We start from the raw sequence: 17,045 nt of genomic DNA on the forward strand, positions 1-17,045 counted from the left end.
CTCCCCGCTTTCACCATTCTTCTTTTAATTTTTTTGTACAGTAATCGTCCAAGCCGCTTCATCAATTTGTTCAAAGTTGGTTACAGTGTGGCCAGCCTCGGCTGCCCAGCGCGGAATACTTTCCGTCGCCTGCGTACAATCAAATTCAATGACAAGCTCGTCTCCTGGCCCAATTTCTTCGATTGCTTTTTTTGCTTCAACGAGCGGGAAAGGACATACCTGCCCCATCACTTCCAATTTTTTTTGCATGTTGCTTCCTCCTTATGTTATCACTGTTTTTTCCGCCACAACAGCGTTTTTCTTCTTCGCATATGGACGGATAAATACAAAGTAAGATGACGTCCACGTTCCAAGAATAATAAACAATAGCGATATCCACCCTTGCCATGTCATCATCGCCGTCATAACCAAACCATTACCAATCGAGCATCCTCCGGCGAGACTTGCTCCAAAACCCATTAAATTTCCTCCAATAAAGCTTGTAATGCCTGTTTTGGCATCGGGCATTCTAAAGCGGAATTCTTTGCTTGCCTTGGCCGCAATAAATGAACCAAGAAAAATACCAAGGACAAGAAAAACACCCCAATTCACAAACTTCATGTCACTGGTGACCAAGTATTGAAGGATATTGGCTGATGGTGTCGTAATGCCCAACCCATACATTCTTCCAGTTGCTTCACTGAGCGGCCAGGCGAGAATCGCGATCAATCCCACCAACACCGCCGTAAAAAATGGATGCCAACGTTTCTCAAACAACAGATGGGAAAGTCCCGAACGCTTTGGTTTCATTGCAGGAATAGCAACTTTTGGTTTCTTGAGCTCTCTGATGATCACCCATAATACGATGCCGACAAAGACAATGATAAAAACCCACACGGAGATACCTGTTGTTTCCGCAATGGAATTCGTGGCAAACTGCACTGATTTCATCGACTGATCAATAGGGGCAAGTACTCCCGTTCGCATGACAGCGCTCATGAACATATAACCGAATAAAGCAATCCAACTGCCAAGCAATCCTTCACCCGCACGATACCACGTACCGGTTGCGCAACCGCCGGCAAACACGATGCCGATCCCGAAAATAAAAGACCCAATGATCGTGGCAACCCACGAAAAAGCCCCTGCTGAAAATTCGATCAATCCGAATTGAATCAATGCAAATACACCAATGCTTTGAACAGCAATAGCGATGAGCAAAGCATAAAACATTCGATTGTCTTTCGCAATATACATATCACGGAATCCGCCGGTAAGGCAAAAGCGGCCTCTTTGCATGACAAAGCCAAGCAAAGCCCCACATAACAGACCCGTAACAACCATTTGAAGCAATCTCATTCTCCTCCTTTACTACAAGCAAAAACATAAGTAAACCGCTATGATTTATAAACATAATTGTATATCCATTTTACCTCTTTCGTCAATAGGCTAAAATAGGGTAAAAACTCCATTTGCAAACAGGGACTTTTTCTTTTAAAATGATATTGTTTAACGCTACATAAATCGAAACAGTTGTTTCGGCAAAATGAGGTTTCCCCAGTGTACGGCTGAACTCCGAGTCACATCGTATACCGGTTATACGGATACTCTGTTACAATAAGGGAGAGGTAAAATGAGATTGCAAGTTATGTCTTTCCGGCATAGAACCTTGTAACCATTGACTACTATAAAGAAGGAGAGAAAAACATGGCACAAACTTTTGAAGTAAAAAACCCAGCAACGGGTGAAGTAGTCGATGAAGTGAAAATCGACACAGCCGAAGAAGTCAAAGCAAAACTGGAAAAAGGCCATAAAGCTTTTAAAGAGTGGTCTAAAATCAATGCTCACAAACGGGCCGAGCTTCTTTTCAAATGGGCCGATAAAATTAAAGAAAACAAAGAAAGCATTGCAGAAATCATGACAAAGGAAAACGGCAAACCTCTTCACGAATCACTAGGAGAAGTTGACTATGCAGCCAGCTATGTCATTTGGTATGCCGAAGAAGCAAAACGCATTTATGGAAGAACCGTTCCCGCTTCAACGGAGTCCAAACGGATAATCGTCACAAAACAGCCAATCGGCCTTGTTGCCGCCATCACTCCATGGAACTTTCCAGCAGCGATGATGACAAGAAAAGCGGCTCCCGCGCTTGCAGCCGGTTGCACTTTTATCGTCAAACCTGCGGTTGAAACACCGTTAACAACAATTCGTCTCATTGAACTGGCTCATGAAGCAGGGATTCCAGAAGACGCCGTTCAAGTAGTCAATGGGAGCGGACGGGAAATCGGCGGATTGTTCACTGACAGCACACTCGTCAGAAAAATTACATTTACAGGCTCTACGCCTGTTGGAAAAGCCCTGATCAAAGACAGCGCCAATACAATCAAGCACGTCACAATGGAGCTTGGCGGACATGCCCCGCTCATTGTTACCGAAGATGCCGACCTTGATTTTGCCGTTGAACAAACAATGATCACCAAATTTAGAAATGCGGGTCAAACTTGTGTTTGCGCGAATCGCCTCCTCGTTCACGAAAGTGTCGCCGATGAGTTTTCCAAAAAATTGGCTGAACGCGCACGCCAGCTAAAAGTCGGTAACGGCTTGGAAAAAGGCACAGATATCGGTCCGGTTATCAACAAAAAAGGCTACGAAAAAATTGCTTTCCAAATTAATGACGCCATTGAAAAAGGCGCAGAAGTGCTTGCCGGCAATAAATTTGATGTAGATGAAGAAAAAGGCAGCTATTTCATTTATCCTACAGTCCTTAAAAACGTAACGGACGACATGGATATCATGCAGGAAGAAACTTTCGGACCTGTCGCACCCATTACAACATTCAGCACATTGGAAGAAGCGGTTGAAATTGCCAACAGCACGCCATACGGGCTTGCCGCGTACTTCTTTACGAATGACTACAAGGCTGGCACTTACCTTTCCGAAAACCTCGAATTCGGTATTGTCGGCTGGAATGATGGAGCTCCATCTGCAGCCCACGTACCATTCGGCGGTATGAAAGAAAGCGGCCTTGGACGAGAAGGCGGTCCCGAAGGAATCGAACCTTACTTGGAAACAAAATATTTGTCCATTGGCGGACTATAAATTCGAAAAAATGCTCCCTGCCTCAGGGAGCGTTTTTCATCTGAATTTCCTGCAAAATATCCCGGAATTTTGCAATGGATCTGGTGTAAAAAAGTTTTGGCCGCCGCTTAAAGTCGATCTGTTCCTTACGTCCCGACCTATATATTTTTATGCGGGGGCCATCTTCGTGTTCCAGGAAGCGGAGCACCGCTCTCCCCATATTCTTTTTTACTTTCGGAATATCCGCCCCCTTTTTTATCACTGGCTGAATCATTCTATGATCGTTTAAACAAGATACACAAACAAAGACATCCCATTTTCCTTTAGGAAGATTCATACACGAAAGACGCCCCTTAAATTCGGCTGTCCCCTTATCCAGCCAACGCATCTCAAGTGGAACACATATGTCTTCCAGCCGCTTTTTCCGTCTTAATTGCAATGCCAAAGAGATATCCTGTTTGATGAACTTTTCCTTGACCTGAACGCGCCCCTGTAAAACAATCTCTTTTGCATTCGGATATGATACTTGTTCCAACTCGCAATCAATTTTTCCAAGTCTGATACGCCTGTCTTTTTGCTTTACCGCTTCTTCAAAAACAGTCAACCACTTTTCCGCGATCACTTCCCCGCAATGTGTTTTACTGGCCTTTTGCGCCGCGAGGCTGAGAGCGCGGCGCTTTTCCTTGTTCAAAAACAGTCCGGTCATGGCCTCCGCCAGTCCGTTGATGTGATCTGCTTCGACAAGAAGCCCGTTTTTTCCATGTTCAATCAAATCAGAGGGACCATACTTGCAGTCATAACAAATGACAGGCGTGCCCGCCGCCATACTTTCCACGATCGCCATGCCAAAAGCTTCGGATTTGGAAGTCATAATCGAGAAAGCCGCCCGCCTGAATACCTTAAAAGGCTGGTGTGTAAATCCCATTACAAATACATGGTTTTCCAGCTTTAACCTTTTGATTAACGCTTTGTACTTGGCTTCGTCCTTTCCAACCCCCCAAATTTCCAGTCTTGCTTTTGGTACTTGTTTCACCACTTTCTTGAACGCCTTAATGGCATGCGGGATTTGCTTGATTCTTTGAAATCGTGACAGCATCACCGCTGTATAAGGATCATATTCACCCTTTATGTCCTCATTCATGACCGCTGGATGACCAATGACATGAATGGTCGTCCTGTCTCCGAACCTTTTGCGAATATCTTCCGCCTGGCTTTCTGTCAGCACAATCAGCCCATCGAGATTGCTCAATTGGTATAACAGATTGCCGTTTCTTGGCACAAGACTACTGCCATATTCAAACGGAAACTGCAAATGATTGCTATGAAGAACGGCGAGTTTGGCAATTTTTGGATTTCGAATGGGAAAAAGCACCCTGTCGGAAAAGCGGCTGTCCGATACCAACACCGCCGCTTCATCTTGTTGAACGATCGCGTTGATAAAGAATTCCCGGTAATCTCTTACCGCCCGAAAGGCTTTCACTTGTTTTCCGTTGCGGTCGAACCAATAACACCCTGCCGACTTGCCGGTCACCGGATGAAAGAGCCGTTTAAAAAAAAGCCGTCCGTTCTTTGTAAAGAACATTTCTTTCGTTATCTCGGATGTTTTCGGGTCATAATGCGACACTTGCCGAACATTTCCATACTGATCAAAAAGAATTCTCTTTTCTTTTTTCCTTTTACCGGACAAACAATTGATCGCATGCAATCGATTTTCCTTAAACTCTTTCTCGAGCCGATAGTTTCCGTAACGAAGCGCTTGCTTTCGATAGCTCTGCCCTTTTTCAACAGGGATATCATCTTCACCGCTTTGCTTTTCAAAAAATTCATATACATTGAAATGGCGTATCTTCCTGTTCCAAAGCCCAATAGAACAGTAATGCTCGATCACATCTCCATAATCGGGATTAAAATCGAAAGTGATAATGCCTATTTCTTTTCCCTGCCCGGACAATAAAGAAGCTCTTTGGATCATTGCCCTCGTCATGCCCCCTCTTTGGGTTTCGATCGAGTGAGTCATAAAGTAGACGCCATAATTATTCACATGATTTCACCTATCATTCCATAGCATTGATATATTAACCTTTATAGTCAACAAAAGAACAAAATAAACGGATATCCACGTGATTGAGCTTGGCATCCACAAACGTTTACAATAACATCATAGGAAAGTGCTTCAAGATAATACGAGCCAATAAGGAGTGACAGTATTTGCCAATCGTACAACATATGGACATTTTTCCGATTCATGTACCAGTTTCATCATCTTTGCGATCCATTAACTTTTACCTCGTACAGAGCGGACAATCCCTTATACTGATCGACGCCGGATACAACAATGACGATTGTCGGAAGGCGCTTGTCGATACTTTAAAGCAAAATGAATTTGCTTTAAAAGATTTGACGCATATCATTTTGACCCATCACCATATAGACCACGCAGGCCTTGTCAATTGCCTAACCGCGGAACACCCAATTCCTGTATATGCGCACCCGCTTTCTTTTCCAAGATTAAAAAGAGCGTCCGTTTTTTTGCAAATGCGAATACAATTTTTTCAAGAGCTATATGAAACAATGGGGTGCGGCCAACGAGGGAAGAAACAGATTGAACATTTAAAAAAAACAATGAAGGAAAACGAATCTCAAAAAATAACGGCGGAACTGGTTGAAGTTGGAGAAAACTTTGGAGATCATTTCGAAGTGCTGGAGGTACCCGGGCATGCCCCAGATCAAATCGCTCTTTATGACCGTAAACAAGAGCGGCTTTTTGCCGGAGATTTATTAATCAGCCACATCTCCAGCAATGCCCTTGTCGAGCCTGATGAAAACGGAAAGAGAATTCCCTCCTTGTTGATCCATATCGATTCTTTGAAAAAATGCTTGTCGCTATCGCTTGAGCAAGTCTATTCAGGTCATGGGAAAGTCATCCAGCAACCAAAAGAATTGATACAAAAAAGACTGGATGGAATAGAGAAAAAAGCGGAGCGCTTTTTAACATTGATCAAGGGTGGGAAAAGAACGGCCAACGACATTGCCGAAACGTACTATAAAGATGTTTACGACCAGCAGTTTCCGCTTGTCATGTCAGAGGTGATTGGACATTTGGATTATTTGGAACAGCGGGAAAAGATACAAAAAGAGAAAGTGCATGGCATTTGGCGTTATACTTCCTCATAAATCTGCTTTCTTTGGCCAAACGGCGCCACCGAAAGGATATTTTCTCTTTTAAAAGTCCGACATTGTTTTTTAAAGTAACAGTACGCCTTAACAGTCGTTTCAGACACAAATAGGACTTTAATGACACGCTGGGAAAGCTGATTATTTTCCGACAAATAGATGATTTCCAGCCTTTCTCCTGACAACGCAGCACGCATGAGCAGCCTTTTCATTTGCATCACCCCGAACTTTTGTTTGTGTATATTATATGCAAACAAACGTTCTTTATTCAAGTGGAAAATGTTGTTATCAAAGTTTAAAACATGCTTAAACGGTAAGCTTTTGCTAACAGCTCCAACAGCTTGATACCTGCCGCACTGTTCCCCTTTTCATTCAATGCGGGACCAAAAATGCCGATCCCGCAAACCCCCGGAACAGCGCCCATGATCCCGCCGGATACGCCGCTTTTTGCCGGAATTCCGACTTTAATCGCAAACTCTCCGGAAGCATTATACATCCCGCATGTCACCATAAATGTTTTACAGATACGGGCAACTTTGGGCGGCATAATCTGTTTTCCACTCACCGGATCCAGGCCGTTCATCGCGAACACCATTCCGATTCTGGCCAGTTCAAGACAATTCATTTCTATCGCGCACTGCTTCGTGTACAGATCAATCAGTTCTTCCACATCTTCCTGAATGACACGATGCTGTTTTAAAAAATAAGCAAGGGCACGATTTAAAAAAGATGATTGATATTCAGACAAAGCAACTTCTTCACTGAAATCAACCTGGCTGTTATCCGCCATTTCCCGTGTAAAGGAAAGCAATGATTGTAACCGGCCTTCAACACCGTTTCCTTTTAGCAAGTGCGTAACGACTAACGCGCCGGCGTTGATCATTGGGTTTAAAGGCTTGGCTGGCGACATTGTTTCCAGTTTGGCGATCGAATGAAACGGATCCCCAGTCGGCTCCATGCCCACACGCGAAAACACCTCTTTTTCTTCCCTGTCCATGAGGACGAGCGCCAGGCTTACGACCTTGGAAATACTTTGCAGTGTTATCTTTTTTTCAATATCACCTGCCGATACGCATGTTCCATCGGGATAAAAAATAGCAATCGATAAGCTATGGGGATCCGCTTTTGCCAGTGCCGGAATATATTCCGCAACTTTTCCATGTTTGGCAGCTTCCCTTGCTTCTTTTACAAATTCTATTAATTCTTCGTTCGAGCGACACAACATATTCATCACCAATAGCAGTATGATCAAAAAGCGCGTGATCCAACCGCTCATTTAAAAAATCGAGATCGCTACGAGCGTAAAATAACAGGTAGTTCCGACAATGACCGAAATCCGATCAACTTCCTCCACCGCGGCTTGGAATCGGATAATCGAAGACCCGGCATGCGCTGTAATAGTATTTGAATTGCGATTTGAGCTTCCATTCGCGCCAGTGACGCACCTATACAAAAGTGAACACCATGTCCAAATGCCAGATGAGGGTTGGGTTTCCTCGTCATATCAAATACATCGGCCTTGGCAAATTTCTCTGGATCCCGGTTTGCCGCCCCTAAAAGAACATATACATGGTCACCTTTTTGAACGATAGATTCCCCCATTTTTATATCTTCTGATGCCACTCGGGCTGTCATCTGTGTAGGGCTTTCATAGCGAAGAACTTCCTCTATCGCCGTTTCGATCAGTGCTGGATTTTCTTGTAATGCCTTATACTGCACCGGATGATTCAATAAAACGAGGACAGTATTACTAATCAAGTTTACCGTCGTTTCATGTCCGGCTATCATCAGCAAAATGCATGTTGCCAGCAATTCTTTTTCAGATAATTCGCTGTCCTGCTTTACGAACATGCTAATCAGATCATCTTTGGGAGCTCTTTTCTTCTTGTTGATTAATCTCTGAAAATAATCCAACAACACACCAATGGTTTCGTCGCCACTTGCCAATATATGTCTGGTGCGGGTAAAATCAATCGTTCGGATTAAACTGGCCGACCATTCTCTAAATAATGGCCGCTCTTCTACCGGAACACCAATCATCTTTGCGATCACCAGACTTGCCAGAGGAAAAGCATAATCAGATACGACATCCATTTTGTTCTTTTGCTCTGCCTGATTAAGCAAATCATGAGCAGTTTCTTCTATATAATAGCGAATATGTTTCAGCTTGGAAGGTACAAAAGCCGCGCTGGCAAGTCCGCGCAAGCGCCTGTGGTCAAGCTCATTTTTAAACAACATCATATGATTTTGAACTTCTTTCAGGCGCTCATATTTTTTCGATGTGAGTGGAAGCGGTATCCGATTTTTAAACCTTGTGTCCAAAAGGACTTTTTTGACTTCCTCATAACCGGTCACATACCAACCCGGATATGGAAACGAATCCAGCTTGTATAACGGCCCCATGGAACGCATCTCGTCATAAAACGGATAAGGATTGTCTATAAACTCCGCGGAAGTAAGTGAAATTGACTGCTTTGTCGTCATGTCAAACGCACTTCCTGATCAGAAGCCCCGTCTACTTTCAAGCGGCTTAGCAATAATGGCATATCCAAGTAAACTTGAATCATGCTTTGAACCTTTTCCTTCGTGACTTTTTCAAGCTTCGGCAGCATGCCTAAAATGGGCACGCCACACATATCCTCCATCAATTTCGGGCTCGTTACCTCGGCAATATCCGGGTGCTCACTTCTACCATTAATGACGATGCCGGCAATGGGAAGACCCATGCTTTTGGCGTATTGAACCGTTAAAAAAGTATGATTGATTGTCCCAAGATTGGGCCGGGCTACAATTAACAACGGCAACTGTAAAGCTTTTATCAAATCACTCACCAAAAAGTCTTCGCCGAGCGGTACAGAAATGCCGCCCGCGCCTTCCACGATAAAAAATTCATGCTTTTCTTTCACTCTCTCCCAATGAGCGAGCACATCTTCAAGAAACATCTTTCTCTCTTCCAGGCGTGCCGCCACGAGCGGGGCGAGAGGTTCCGCAAATTCAAATGGGGTAATCTCCTCATGGGATAGCGTTGTTTGCGACATTTGTTTCAACAAGCTCGTATCACTCTCGGCATGTTCACGCGAAATACCGCTTAACAGCGGTTTATATACGCCAACATCCAGCATTCGTTCTTTTAACACTGCCGCAATCCCGCAAGAAACAATTGTTTTTCCAACTCCGGTATCTGTCCCCGTTACAAATATTCCTTTCATTTGATAATCCTCAACTCTCTTCCTATAAAATCAAACACCTTTAACAAGTATGTTATTTCTTTTACATCATGGTCGGCGGTCACTGTCAGCCGGATACGGCTTTCCCCTGCCGGTACGGTTGGCGGACGGATGGCTGGCGCGTATATTCCTTTTTCCTGCAATTTTTTGGAAAATGTAACTGCCGTTCTGTCATCACCAATGATCACGGGAATAATCGCAGTATTTTCCCCTTTGACTTGGTACCCCAAACTACATAATCCCGTTTTCAACTTCTTGATGTTGTAATAGAGATGTTGACGCTTTTCCCCCTCCTGTTCGATGATCCCCAAAGCAGTATACGAAGCCGCACAGCTTGCCGGAGGAATGCCCGTTTGAAAGATAAATGTTCTGGCGTGATTGATTAAAAATTTAATGAAGACATGAGAACCGGCGGCAAAGCCACCTTCCGTACCGACAGCTTTGCTTAAAGTGCCAATCACTATGTCAGGTAATACGCCAAAATATTCACTCGTCCCTCTGCCATTTTTCCCCACAACACCAGTGGCATGAGCATCATCGACAATCACATAGGCATCATAGCGGTTGGCAAGCTCGCTGATCCGGTCAAGAGGCGCTATCGTGCCATCCATGCTAAAGACACCGTCTGTCACGATAAACCGCCGTTGATAACAAGCCGTATCAATCAGTTTTTTTTCCAGATCCTCCATGTCGACATGTTGGTAAATAAGTGTTTCCGCCCTGGATAGCCTGCAGCCGTCGATAATGCTGGCGTGATTATATTGATCACTTAAAATGACGTCTCCTTTTCCCGGCAATGATGACAAGACACCGATATTCGCTAAATATCCGCTTGAAAAAAGCAGAGCGGCTTCCGTTTGCTTAAAGTCCGCAATTCTTTTTTCCAATTTTTGATGCCAATCAGAATTTCCTGTCGTTAACCGTGAACCGCTACTTCCAACCCCATATTGATTCAATGTGTTCAGCGCGGCGGCAATTACCCGTTTATCATTCGCAAGCCCCAAATAGTTATTGGATGAAAAGACGATTTGCTTTTGTCCATCTACCATCATTTCGGGCTGGGGAGCCGTCTCCATTGTTCGGAGCTCCCGGTACAACCCGGCGGCTTTTACCTCGTTTAAGCGGCCATGCAGCCAGCCATCAAACGGCAACACTTGTCACCTCATGAATGGCTTTTTTCATAATGGCGATCATTTCCTCAAGCTCCTCGACGGTACTGGCAAGTGGCGGCATGAAGACGATCGTATTACCGAGCGGCCGTGTCAACATACCGAGTTCCCTCATTTTTAGAGAAACACGATAGCCGACTCTTTTTTCATTAGGAAAAGGTTCCTTCGTTTCTTTGGATGCGACAAGCTCGACACCGCACATAAAACCGAGCTGTCTAATATCTCCAACGTGTGGAAGTGTATACAACGTATCGAGAAGCCGTTCCAGCACCTTGGCCTTCTTGGCCACCTCGTCAACAATATTTTCGGTTTTCAATAACCGCAAATTTTCAAGGGCGACTGCGCACCCGAGCTGATTTCCTGTATACGAATGACCATGGAAAAAAGTCTTCATTTGATCATAATCATCGTAAAAAGCTTCGTAGATTTTTTCGGTGGTGAATGTTGCGGCAATCGGCAAATACCCTCCCGTTATACCTTTGCCGACAGCCATAAGATCCGGCTGGACATGTTCATGTTCACAAGCAAACATTTTTCCTGTTCGTCCAAATCCGGTCGCCACCTCGTCGACAATCAGCAAAACATCATATTTCGTGCACAACTCACGCACACCTGACAAAAATCCTTCAGGCATCACAATCATCCCGGCGGCCCCCTGAATCATCGATTCTATGGAAAGTGCCGCAATCTCCTCATGCTTTTCAATCAGAAGCTGTTCAAGCTCATACAGGCATTCATCGCGACACTGATTTGGATCGCCGCTTTCAGAACGATAAACGTATGGAATGGACGACTTGTAACTGTCAAACATCAACGGCCCGTAGACTTGATGAAAAAGCTCAATGGAACCGACGCTTACAGCACCAATCGTATCTCCGTGATAGCCGTTTTGCATGGCGATAAATTTCTGCTTCTCCGGCCTGCCGATATTGATCCAATATTGAAAGGCCATTTTCAGGGCAATTTCCATGGCTGTTGCCCCGCTGTCTGAATAAAAAACACGCGTCAAATTCTCGGGGCTGATTTCAATCAGCTTTTCGGCCAGTTCCGTTGCAGGAACATTTGTCATACCGAGCAGCGTGGAGTGGGCAATTTTTTCAAGCTGGTTCTTGATCGCTTCGTCCAGCTCTTTTTTACGGTGCCCATGCACATTTAGCCAAACAGAAGAAAAGCCGTCATAATACTCCTTCCCAAATATGTCTTTTACTTTTACTCCATTGCCGCTCTCGATGATGAGGGGATCATGATCATAATCTTTCATTTGCGTAAAAGGCAGCCATAAATATTTCTTGCTTTTTTCAATGATTGCTTTTGTCATTTTTCTACCTCCCATTGAATCATTACAGGCTGATGTTCCAAATAATGTATGTAAGAATCCACATCTTCCTTGCCGTCAATAAAAAAGATCCGGCACCCCTGTTCATCCCCATATTCTTTTAGTTGGGTGATGCGCTGATAGCCAAGCGTTTTACTTGCCACATAACCAGTTATATAATCCGGATCATCTGACCAGCACAACTCCGCCACCGCGACTCGATGTTCACATACCTTTGTGGCAAGAGCAAGCGCTTCTTTTATCCTTGAATGGAGGGGCATATGATGACAGCCAGCCCATTTTTCATAATGTCCGTTCTGCCAATCCATTCTGGAAGCCCGCACCCCTTTTTCTCCCCTGTCATCCAGCCGTTTTCCTGAATGAACATCAATCAACATGGCCCCTCTCATGCTTGAATATTGCGAAACAAGCCTATCGGCTTCATCAATGATGTTTCTTGGAATTCCTGATTGTTCCAGCAAACTCCATGCCAGCGCTCGTCCTTCCTTTGCACTTTTCACCTTATTCGTCGTCACGCTCAAAGGTTCCACGCGCTTTGCCGGTTCCTCAATGCATTCAAATTGAATTTGCATAAAGTCCGGTTTGCCTTTTGAATGAACCAATCCTTTTTCAAGCAAATACATAACCGCCTGTTGTATATCACTGTAAGCTGCCAGCATCTCTCCACCAGAAACATGAGTGCCGCCTCGTTCATGTGCCCCACCCTTGGCCGCCCTCATTCTAACACTGAACAGCTCTTCCCTTTTCATCGCATTCTCCCCCTTTCCACACTCTATTGTTAACCATTATGGAAATATAGTTAACAATAAGGATTGTATGTCTCAAATGGCTATCTGTCAATACGGCAAAACAAAATGAGGAAGAAAAGCAGTAAAGGAAAAGAGGGAGATAATACGGAAGGAAAGGTTTTTTCTTGTGGTACGAAATAAAAAATAATTGTTAACATTTTTTGTTTATCGTAAACATTCAACCGGTTATAGTCTAGTAAATTGAAAAAGTTATAAAATTCTTTTTTTCATGCAACCAATTGGACTCTCTCCTAAAATCGCCAAGGGGGTAGTGGAGTGGGATCATGAAAAGCCTTGGTCATAAGGGCAAAAAAGGAGACGACGAGGAGGATATTTCACTTATAAAGCAGGGCCGAACAGCATTGTTAAGCAATGAAGACGGTGTGTTTGATCTGATGTAAGAAACTATTATCGGAAAGAGCTGTTCCGAGTAACCAAACGTAACGGCGACATATGGAAAATGCAGGATTAAACATCGGGTATTCATGCTTCCGAAGCTTATGCTAATCCAACATCATTCAACCTGGCTTTTTCATGGGAAGGGATATATATGAGGCTGAAGATACCTTTGCATATCGAATGAAAGTCAGCGATGAAACGGACAATGAGTATCAAGCAAAAGGATCTCAGATGAGTCCATAAAACATGATTTTTTTACTTATCTACTTCAAAAACTTAAGCTAGTATTAGAAATATAGGATAAGGGGAATTGTTGAAACAATAGCCAGCCCGAAAAAAAACCCCTAAATTTGTGTTAAGACAGCGTTCGGAATTTTTTATAAATCCGACTGTAGTACACTTTGAAACGTAATACCCCTACGCAAACAAATCAAATTCCCTGATCACAAAACTTGGAACATCGCCTTATGGTAAAAGGAAAAATGGCATGATTTAAACGTGGAAAATTCAGTCTTATTTTATGATGAATTGGAATGAATTTGGGAAGTTATATCATCTAGTGAAATTCGGAGTACACATGCGCCAATACTTTGGGGATCGGAAACGAAAGTTCTTTAAAATACGCCTCGCGAAAAATTTCACTGTAAAAAAACTATTTTACGAAAGTCAGAATATTAGGTTAGTCCATGGTGCGGGGAGCTTCTCATTCAGTTACCATGGTTTATTAGGTAAAAAGAGATCATGATATATTTGCCCAAAAATGTACGGAGGCTTTGCCATTGTATGTTGAAAGAGCTTGATAGACTTCCTCGGTAGAGCCAGATTCGCGGGGGTATCTGGCTCCCCTTCATACTGGATGAGGCTCCCTATCATGAGAATGTTAGTTGCGCATTCACCGGTGGAATATCTTACATCTGCACCGAAAGGAACCGCTATAAAGTCACAACGGTTGCAAATCCATTCGTGAATGAGGGAAAGTATCCACTTGCTGATTGAAGTTTTAACAGCTCCCTTATTGCGAACGGTGGACAATGAAGAGCAGTACACCTTATTATTCCGCGACGATTAAAAACTCTTCCGCCAGCACTTGCTGGAGTGACCCATATGTATCGATTGAACTGAAATCCAATCCAAGTTGTATGGCCGTTTGGGCAATTTCGGGACGGATTCCTGTAATTCTCGCTTGAATCCCCAATAAATCCAAAATTTGAGCCATATCATATAATTGGTGAGCAACCATCGTATCAATAATCGACACGCCCGACAAGTCAATGTATAAACGCGTAATCCCAATATCAACACTTTTTTTAGGAACATATTCAAGAATCTTCTTTGCCCGATATGTATCAATATCGCCAATAAGAGGGAGCACTCCGGATTCTGAAGTTATTTTTATGACGGGAGTACTTAGCTCATCAATCAAATTGAGCTGTGCAGTAAGCCGATTCGTCATTAATTTAAAATACATTTCGGAGAATTCGACATACAATTCATCAAACGCCAGATGAATAACTCCCCCCCATCTTTGCAAATCTTCCTTCGTCACCACTTCTCCCTTTAAAGAAGAAAATTGCTTTACAAATGACCAATAAATTTTCCTGACTTTACTAAGTGCCCCTAACACTTCGTAAATCGGCGTATTGCTTTGGATTCTGCTCTTTGCAACGATTTGGGCCCATTTTTCCTTGCTTTCTTGAAATTGCTTTTCATCAGCCAACAAACTGCTGGCAATGGTTACATTCGTTAAACGATTTTGTTCTCTCAAAGTATGTTCCACTTCTTCGCCCGCATCGACAGAGTAGATGGAACCCTTCTCCTTTTTTCTAAGAGCGAGCCATTGATCGGAAATCGCATCCAGATGATCGATCAAATATCCGTAAAGCTCAATATCGATGTCGCTCATATAGGTAACCTCCCCATAACTAAGAAGTCTCGTTATCCATTATTATAACATAACAGAAATTGTAAACTCTTTAGGGAAATGCACGCAGTCCATAATTTTATGCAGAAACAACCATTCATTTAAACGTATACAATACGATCCTTCAGTATCATGAACTAAAAATTCACCAATTGGATCCAAAGCTGTTCCTATACTATTTAAACCATCCTTTTTCCTTAAACCTGGAAATCGCCTCAATCCGATTACCAACGCCCAGCTTTTCAAGAATCGAAGATATATAATTTCGGATGGTCCCCGGAGTCAAATATAGTTCTTTTGCAATCTCTTTCGTTGTTTTTCCTTCGGCGACAAGGGCAAGGACTTCACTTTCTCGCTCCGTCAGCGGATTTTCCATCTCCTCCCCATCACCATAAGCGATATCTATGAGCTCAGGTGCATACATGCGCCTACCATCCATAATCAAGCGAATGGCAGATACCAGTTCTTCAATTGGACTATCTTTCAATAAATACCCGCGTACTCCCGCTTTTCTGGCGCGCTCAAAATAACCCGCCCGTGCAAAAGTGGTTAAAATAATGACTTTACAAGTACTGCCTTTCAGCTCTTGGGCGGCTTCCAACCCTGTTTTTACCGGCATCTCGATATCCATAATACAGACATCCGGCTCCTGTTCTCTTACTAATCTGACCGCTTCTTCTCCATTTTTTGCCTGCCCAACGACTTCCATATCTTCTTCTATGTTCAGTAAAGAAGCAAGCGCACCCAGCATCATCCCTTGGTCTTCGGCGATCACAATACGAATCATATTAATCAGCCTCCTTCATTATATGCTTTAAGACAACTGGCACCCGAATAGTCAGCTTTGTTCCTTTTTCCCCTTCAATTTGCAGACTCCCATTTACAAACTCCAGCCTTTCACGGATTCCTCTTAAACCGCTCCCGTTTTGCATCTCTCCCCCACCTGCTAAACCAACTCCATTATCCTCAATACTAATGACAAATTCATTTGGCTGTTGTTCAAATGTAATGCGGCACGAAGTTGCTTGGCTATGTTTGACTACATTTGTCACCGCTTCTTTTAGGCACATGCTTACAACACTTTCGACAATCGGAGGAATGTGGTGGAAAGAAGGATCACCGGCAATGGTCAATTCCATTTCAGCCGCTTGAAACATCTGTTTCGTCCTAAGCAACTCTTCCTTCAACTTTGTTGCCCGAATGTCGGCGACCAGCTCTCTTACTTCCCGGAGTGCCGCACTGGCAGTCTGGCGAATATCTTTCAGCTCTTTTTCAGCAGCATGAGGGTCGCGATAAATCAATTTCCCAGCCAAATCACTTTTCAAGCCGATCAGCGATAACTTTTGTCCTAAAATATCATGTAAATCCCGGGAAATACGCTCCCTTTCCTCTATAATCACAAGTTCCGAAATCCGCTCGTTGGCGTCCTCCAGCTGGCCTTCCAAGTTCATGTTTTTATTTCTGTAATATAAATTAAACGGCAACAGCACGGTCCCCAGGACAGAAATAACAATGAAATGAATCTGAGGAAGAAACAAATCCATATCGATAAAAAAGCCCGCAACAATCGCGCCGACCGTCAAGGCAATATGAAGTCCATACATAATGAAAAAGCCGACTGGATTGCGGATATTGCCGATGAAAAAAGCCGTAAATATGGCTAAATATACATATCCAAACAACAGTGTCATCACAATGTTGATGACAACTTCAAAACTTATCCACATATAAACGAGACCGCTTTTCGACTTATAGGAAAACCGGTAAGATAAAAAATACAATAGTAACAATGATATCCCAATGGAAATTTCTATGGGCGACGAGGATCTGAAGATAAAAAAGAACGGCAAAAAACAAAAAATAACCCACGCGTATATACTGATCCAGGGATTTTTCGGAAAAATGCTTAACCAACTGCTCTGCATTTGAAGTCACCGCCTCGTCTGATTGCCTTATTATTATATCATGAATCAT

The 17,045-nt window shown here is 43.4% G+C and carries 15 protein-coding genes; 2 read left to right on the forward strand and 13 right to left on the reverse strand.

Annotation, left to right across the window (positions count from 1 at the left end):
• Positions 1 to 24 precede the first annotated feature (24 nt).
• Together NST31_RS04595 and NST31_RS04600 are read right to left on the reverse strand one after the other, a co-directional pair.
• Complete coding sequence (locus NST31_RS04595) at positions 25 to 249, reverse strand: sulfurtransferase TusA family protein (protein ID WP_077109786.1); 225 nt, start codon at positions 247 to 249, stop codon at positions 25 to 27.
• Between the two features lie 12 nt (positions 250 to 261).
• Positions 262 to 1,323 carry a YeeE/YedE family protein gene (locus NST31_RS04600; protein WP_077109879.1) on the reverse strand — a complete coding sequence of 354 codons (1,062 nt, stop codon included), beginning with the start codon at positions 1,321 to 1,323 and terminating at the stop codon, positions 262 to 264.
• Positions 1,324 to 1,686: 363 nt separating this feature from the next.
• On the opposite strand from NST31_RS04600, the gene NST31_RS04605 reads away from it, so the two are divergent.
• On the forward strand, positions 1,687 to 3,078 hold the full coding sequence (locus NST31_RS04605) for an NAD-dependent succinate-semialdehyde dehydrogenase (RefSeq protein WP_339164123.1): 1,392 nt from the start codon (positions 1,687 to 1,689) through the stop codon (positions 3,076 to 3,078).
• 22 nt (positions 3,079 to 3,100) lie between these two features.
• On the opposite strand, the gene NST31_RS04610 is transcribed toward NST31_RS04605, so the two are convergent.
• Positions 3,101 to 5,098 (reverse strand): glycosyltransferase, encoded by a 1,998-nt coding sequence (locus NST31_RS04610; protein WP_339164126.1) that lies wholly within the window; start codon positions 5,096 to 5,098, stop codon positions 3,101 to 3,103.
• 167 nt (positions 5,099 to 5,265) lie between these two features.
• Here NST31_RS04610 and NST31_RS04615 point away from each other — a divergent pair, with 167 nt between their 5' ends.
• Positions 5,266 to 6,231 carry an MBL fold metallo-hydrolase gene (locus NST31_RS04615; RefSeq protein WP_339164129.1) on the forward strand — a complete coding sequence of 322 codons (966 nt, stop codon included), beginning with the start codon at positions 5,266 to 5,268 and terminating at the stop codon, positions 6,229 to 6,231.
• Here the strand turns inward: NST31_RS04615 and NST31_RS04620 are convergent.
• The 10 genes from NST31_RS04620 to NST31_RS04665 form a co-directional block, all read right to left on the reverse strand.
• Positions 6,216 to 6,443 carry a hypothetical protein gene (locus tag NST31_RS04620; RefSeq protein WP_077109783.1) on the reverse strand — a complete coding sequence of 76 codons (228 nt, stop codon included), beginning with the start codon at positions 6,441 to 6,443 and terminating at the stop codon, positions 6,216 to 6,218. The genes NST31_RS04615 and NST31_RS04620 overlap by 16 nt on opposite strands.
• A gap of 83 nt (positions 6,444 to 6,526) precedes the next feature.
• Positions 6,527 to 7,456, reverse strand: coding sequence for a glutaminase A (gene glsA / locus NST31_RS04625; protein ID WP_077109782.1), 930 nt, complete (start codon positions 7,454 to 7,456; stop codon positions 6,527 to 6,529).
• Positions 7,457 to 7,524: 68 nt separating this feature from the next.
• Positions 7,525 to 8,715 (reverse strand): cytochrome P450, encoded by a 1,191-nt coding sequence (locus NST31_RS04630; RefSeq protein ID WP_339164132.1) that lies wholly within the window; start codon positions 8,713 to 8,715, stop codon positions 7,525 to 7,527.
• Positions 8,712 to 9,440 carry a dethiobiotin synthase gene (gene bioD / locus NST31_RS04635; RefSeq protein WP_339164135.1) on the reverse strand — a complete coding sequence of 243 codons (729 nt, stop codon included), beginning with the start codon at positions 9,438 to 9,440 and terminating at the stop codon, positions 8,712 to 8,714. Before bioD ends, NST31_RS04630 begins: the two co-directional genes overlap by 4 nt.
• On the reverse strand, positions 9,437 to 10,609 hold the full coding sequence (gene bioF / locus NST31_RS04640) for an 8-amino-7-oxononanoate synthase (RefSeq protein ID WP_339165476.1): 1,173 nt from the start codon (positions 10,607 to 10,609) through the stop codon (positions 9,437 to 9,439). Before bioF ends, bioD begins: the two co-directional genes overlap by 4 nt.
• Entirely contained in the window at positions 10,599 to 11,945 is a 1,347-nt protein-coding gene (gene bioA, locus NST31_RS04645; protein ID WP_339164138.1) for an adenosylmethionine--8-amino-7-oxononanoate transaminase, read from the reverse strand. The genes bioF and bioA overlap by 11 nt, the downstream gene beginning before the upstream one ends.
• Positions 11,942 to 12,712: a 6-carboxyhexanoate--CoA ligase gene (bioW, locus tag NST31_RS04650; RefSeq protein ID WP_339164141.1), complete on the reverse strand. Its 771-nt coding sequence runs from the start codon at positions 12,710 to 12,712 to the stop codon at positions 11,942 to 11,944. Before bioW ends, bioA begins: the two co-directional genes overlap by 4 nt.
• Positions 12,713 to 14,201: 1,489 nt before the next feature.
• The gene (locus NST31_RS04655; RefSeq protein WP_339164143.1) at positions 14,202 to 15,053 is read right to left on the reverse strand and encodes an STAS domain-containing protein; all 852 of its coding nucleotides are present in this window, start codon (positions 15,051 to 15,053) and stop codon (positions 14,202 to 14,204) included.
• A gap of 193 nt (positions 15,054 to 15,246) precedes the next feature.
• Entirely contained in the window at positions 15,247 to 15,858 is a 612-nt protein-coding gene (locus NST31_RS04660; RefSeq protein WP_077109775.1) for a response regulator transcription factor, read from the reverse strand.
• A 1-nt stretch (position 15,859) separates the two neighbouring features.
• Positions 15,860 to 16,996, reverse strand: coding sequence for a sensor histidine kinase (locus tag NST31_RS04665; protein ID WP_339164146.1), 1,137 nt, complete (start codon positions 16,994 to 16,996; stop codon positions 15,860 to 15,862).
• Positions 16,997 to 17,045: the final 49 nt, after the last annotated feature.

The sequence above is a fragment of the Siminovitchia sp. FSL W7-1587 genome (assembly GCF_037963795.1).
In the GTDB taxonomy this organism is placed as follows: domain Bacteria; phylum Bacillota; class Bacilli; order Bacillales; family Bacillaceae_C; genus Siminovitchia; species Siminovitchia thermophila.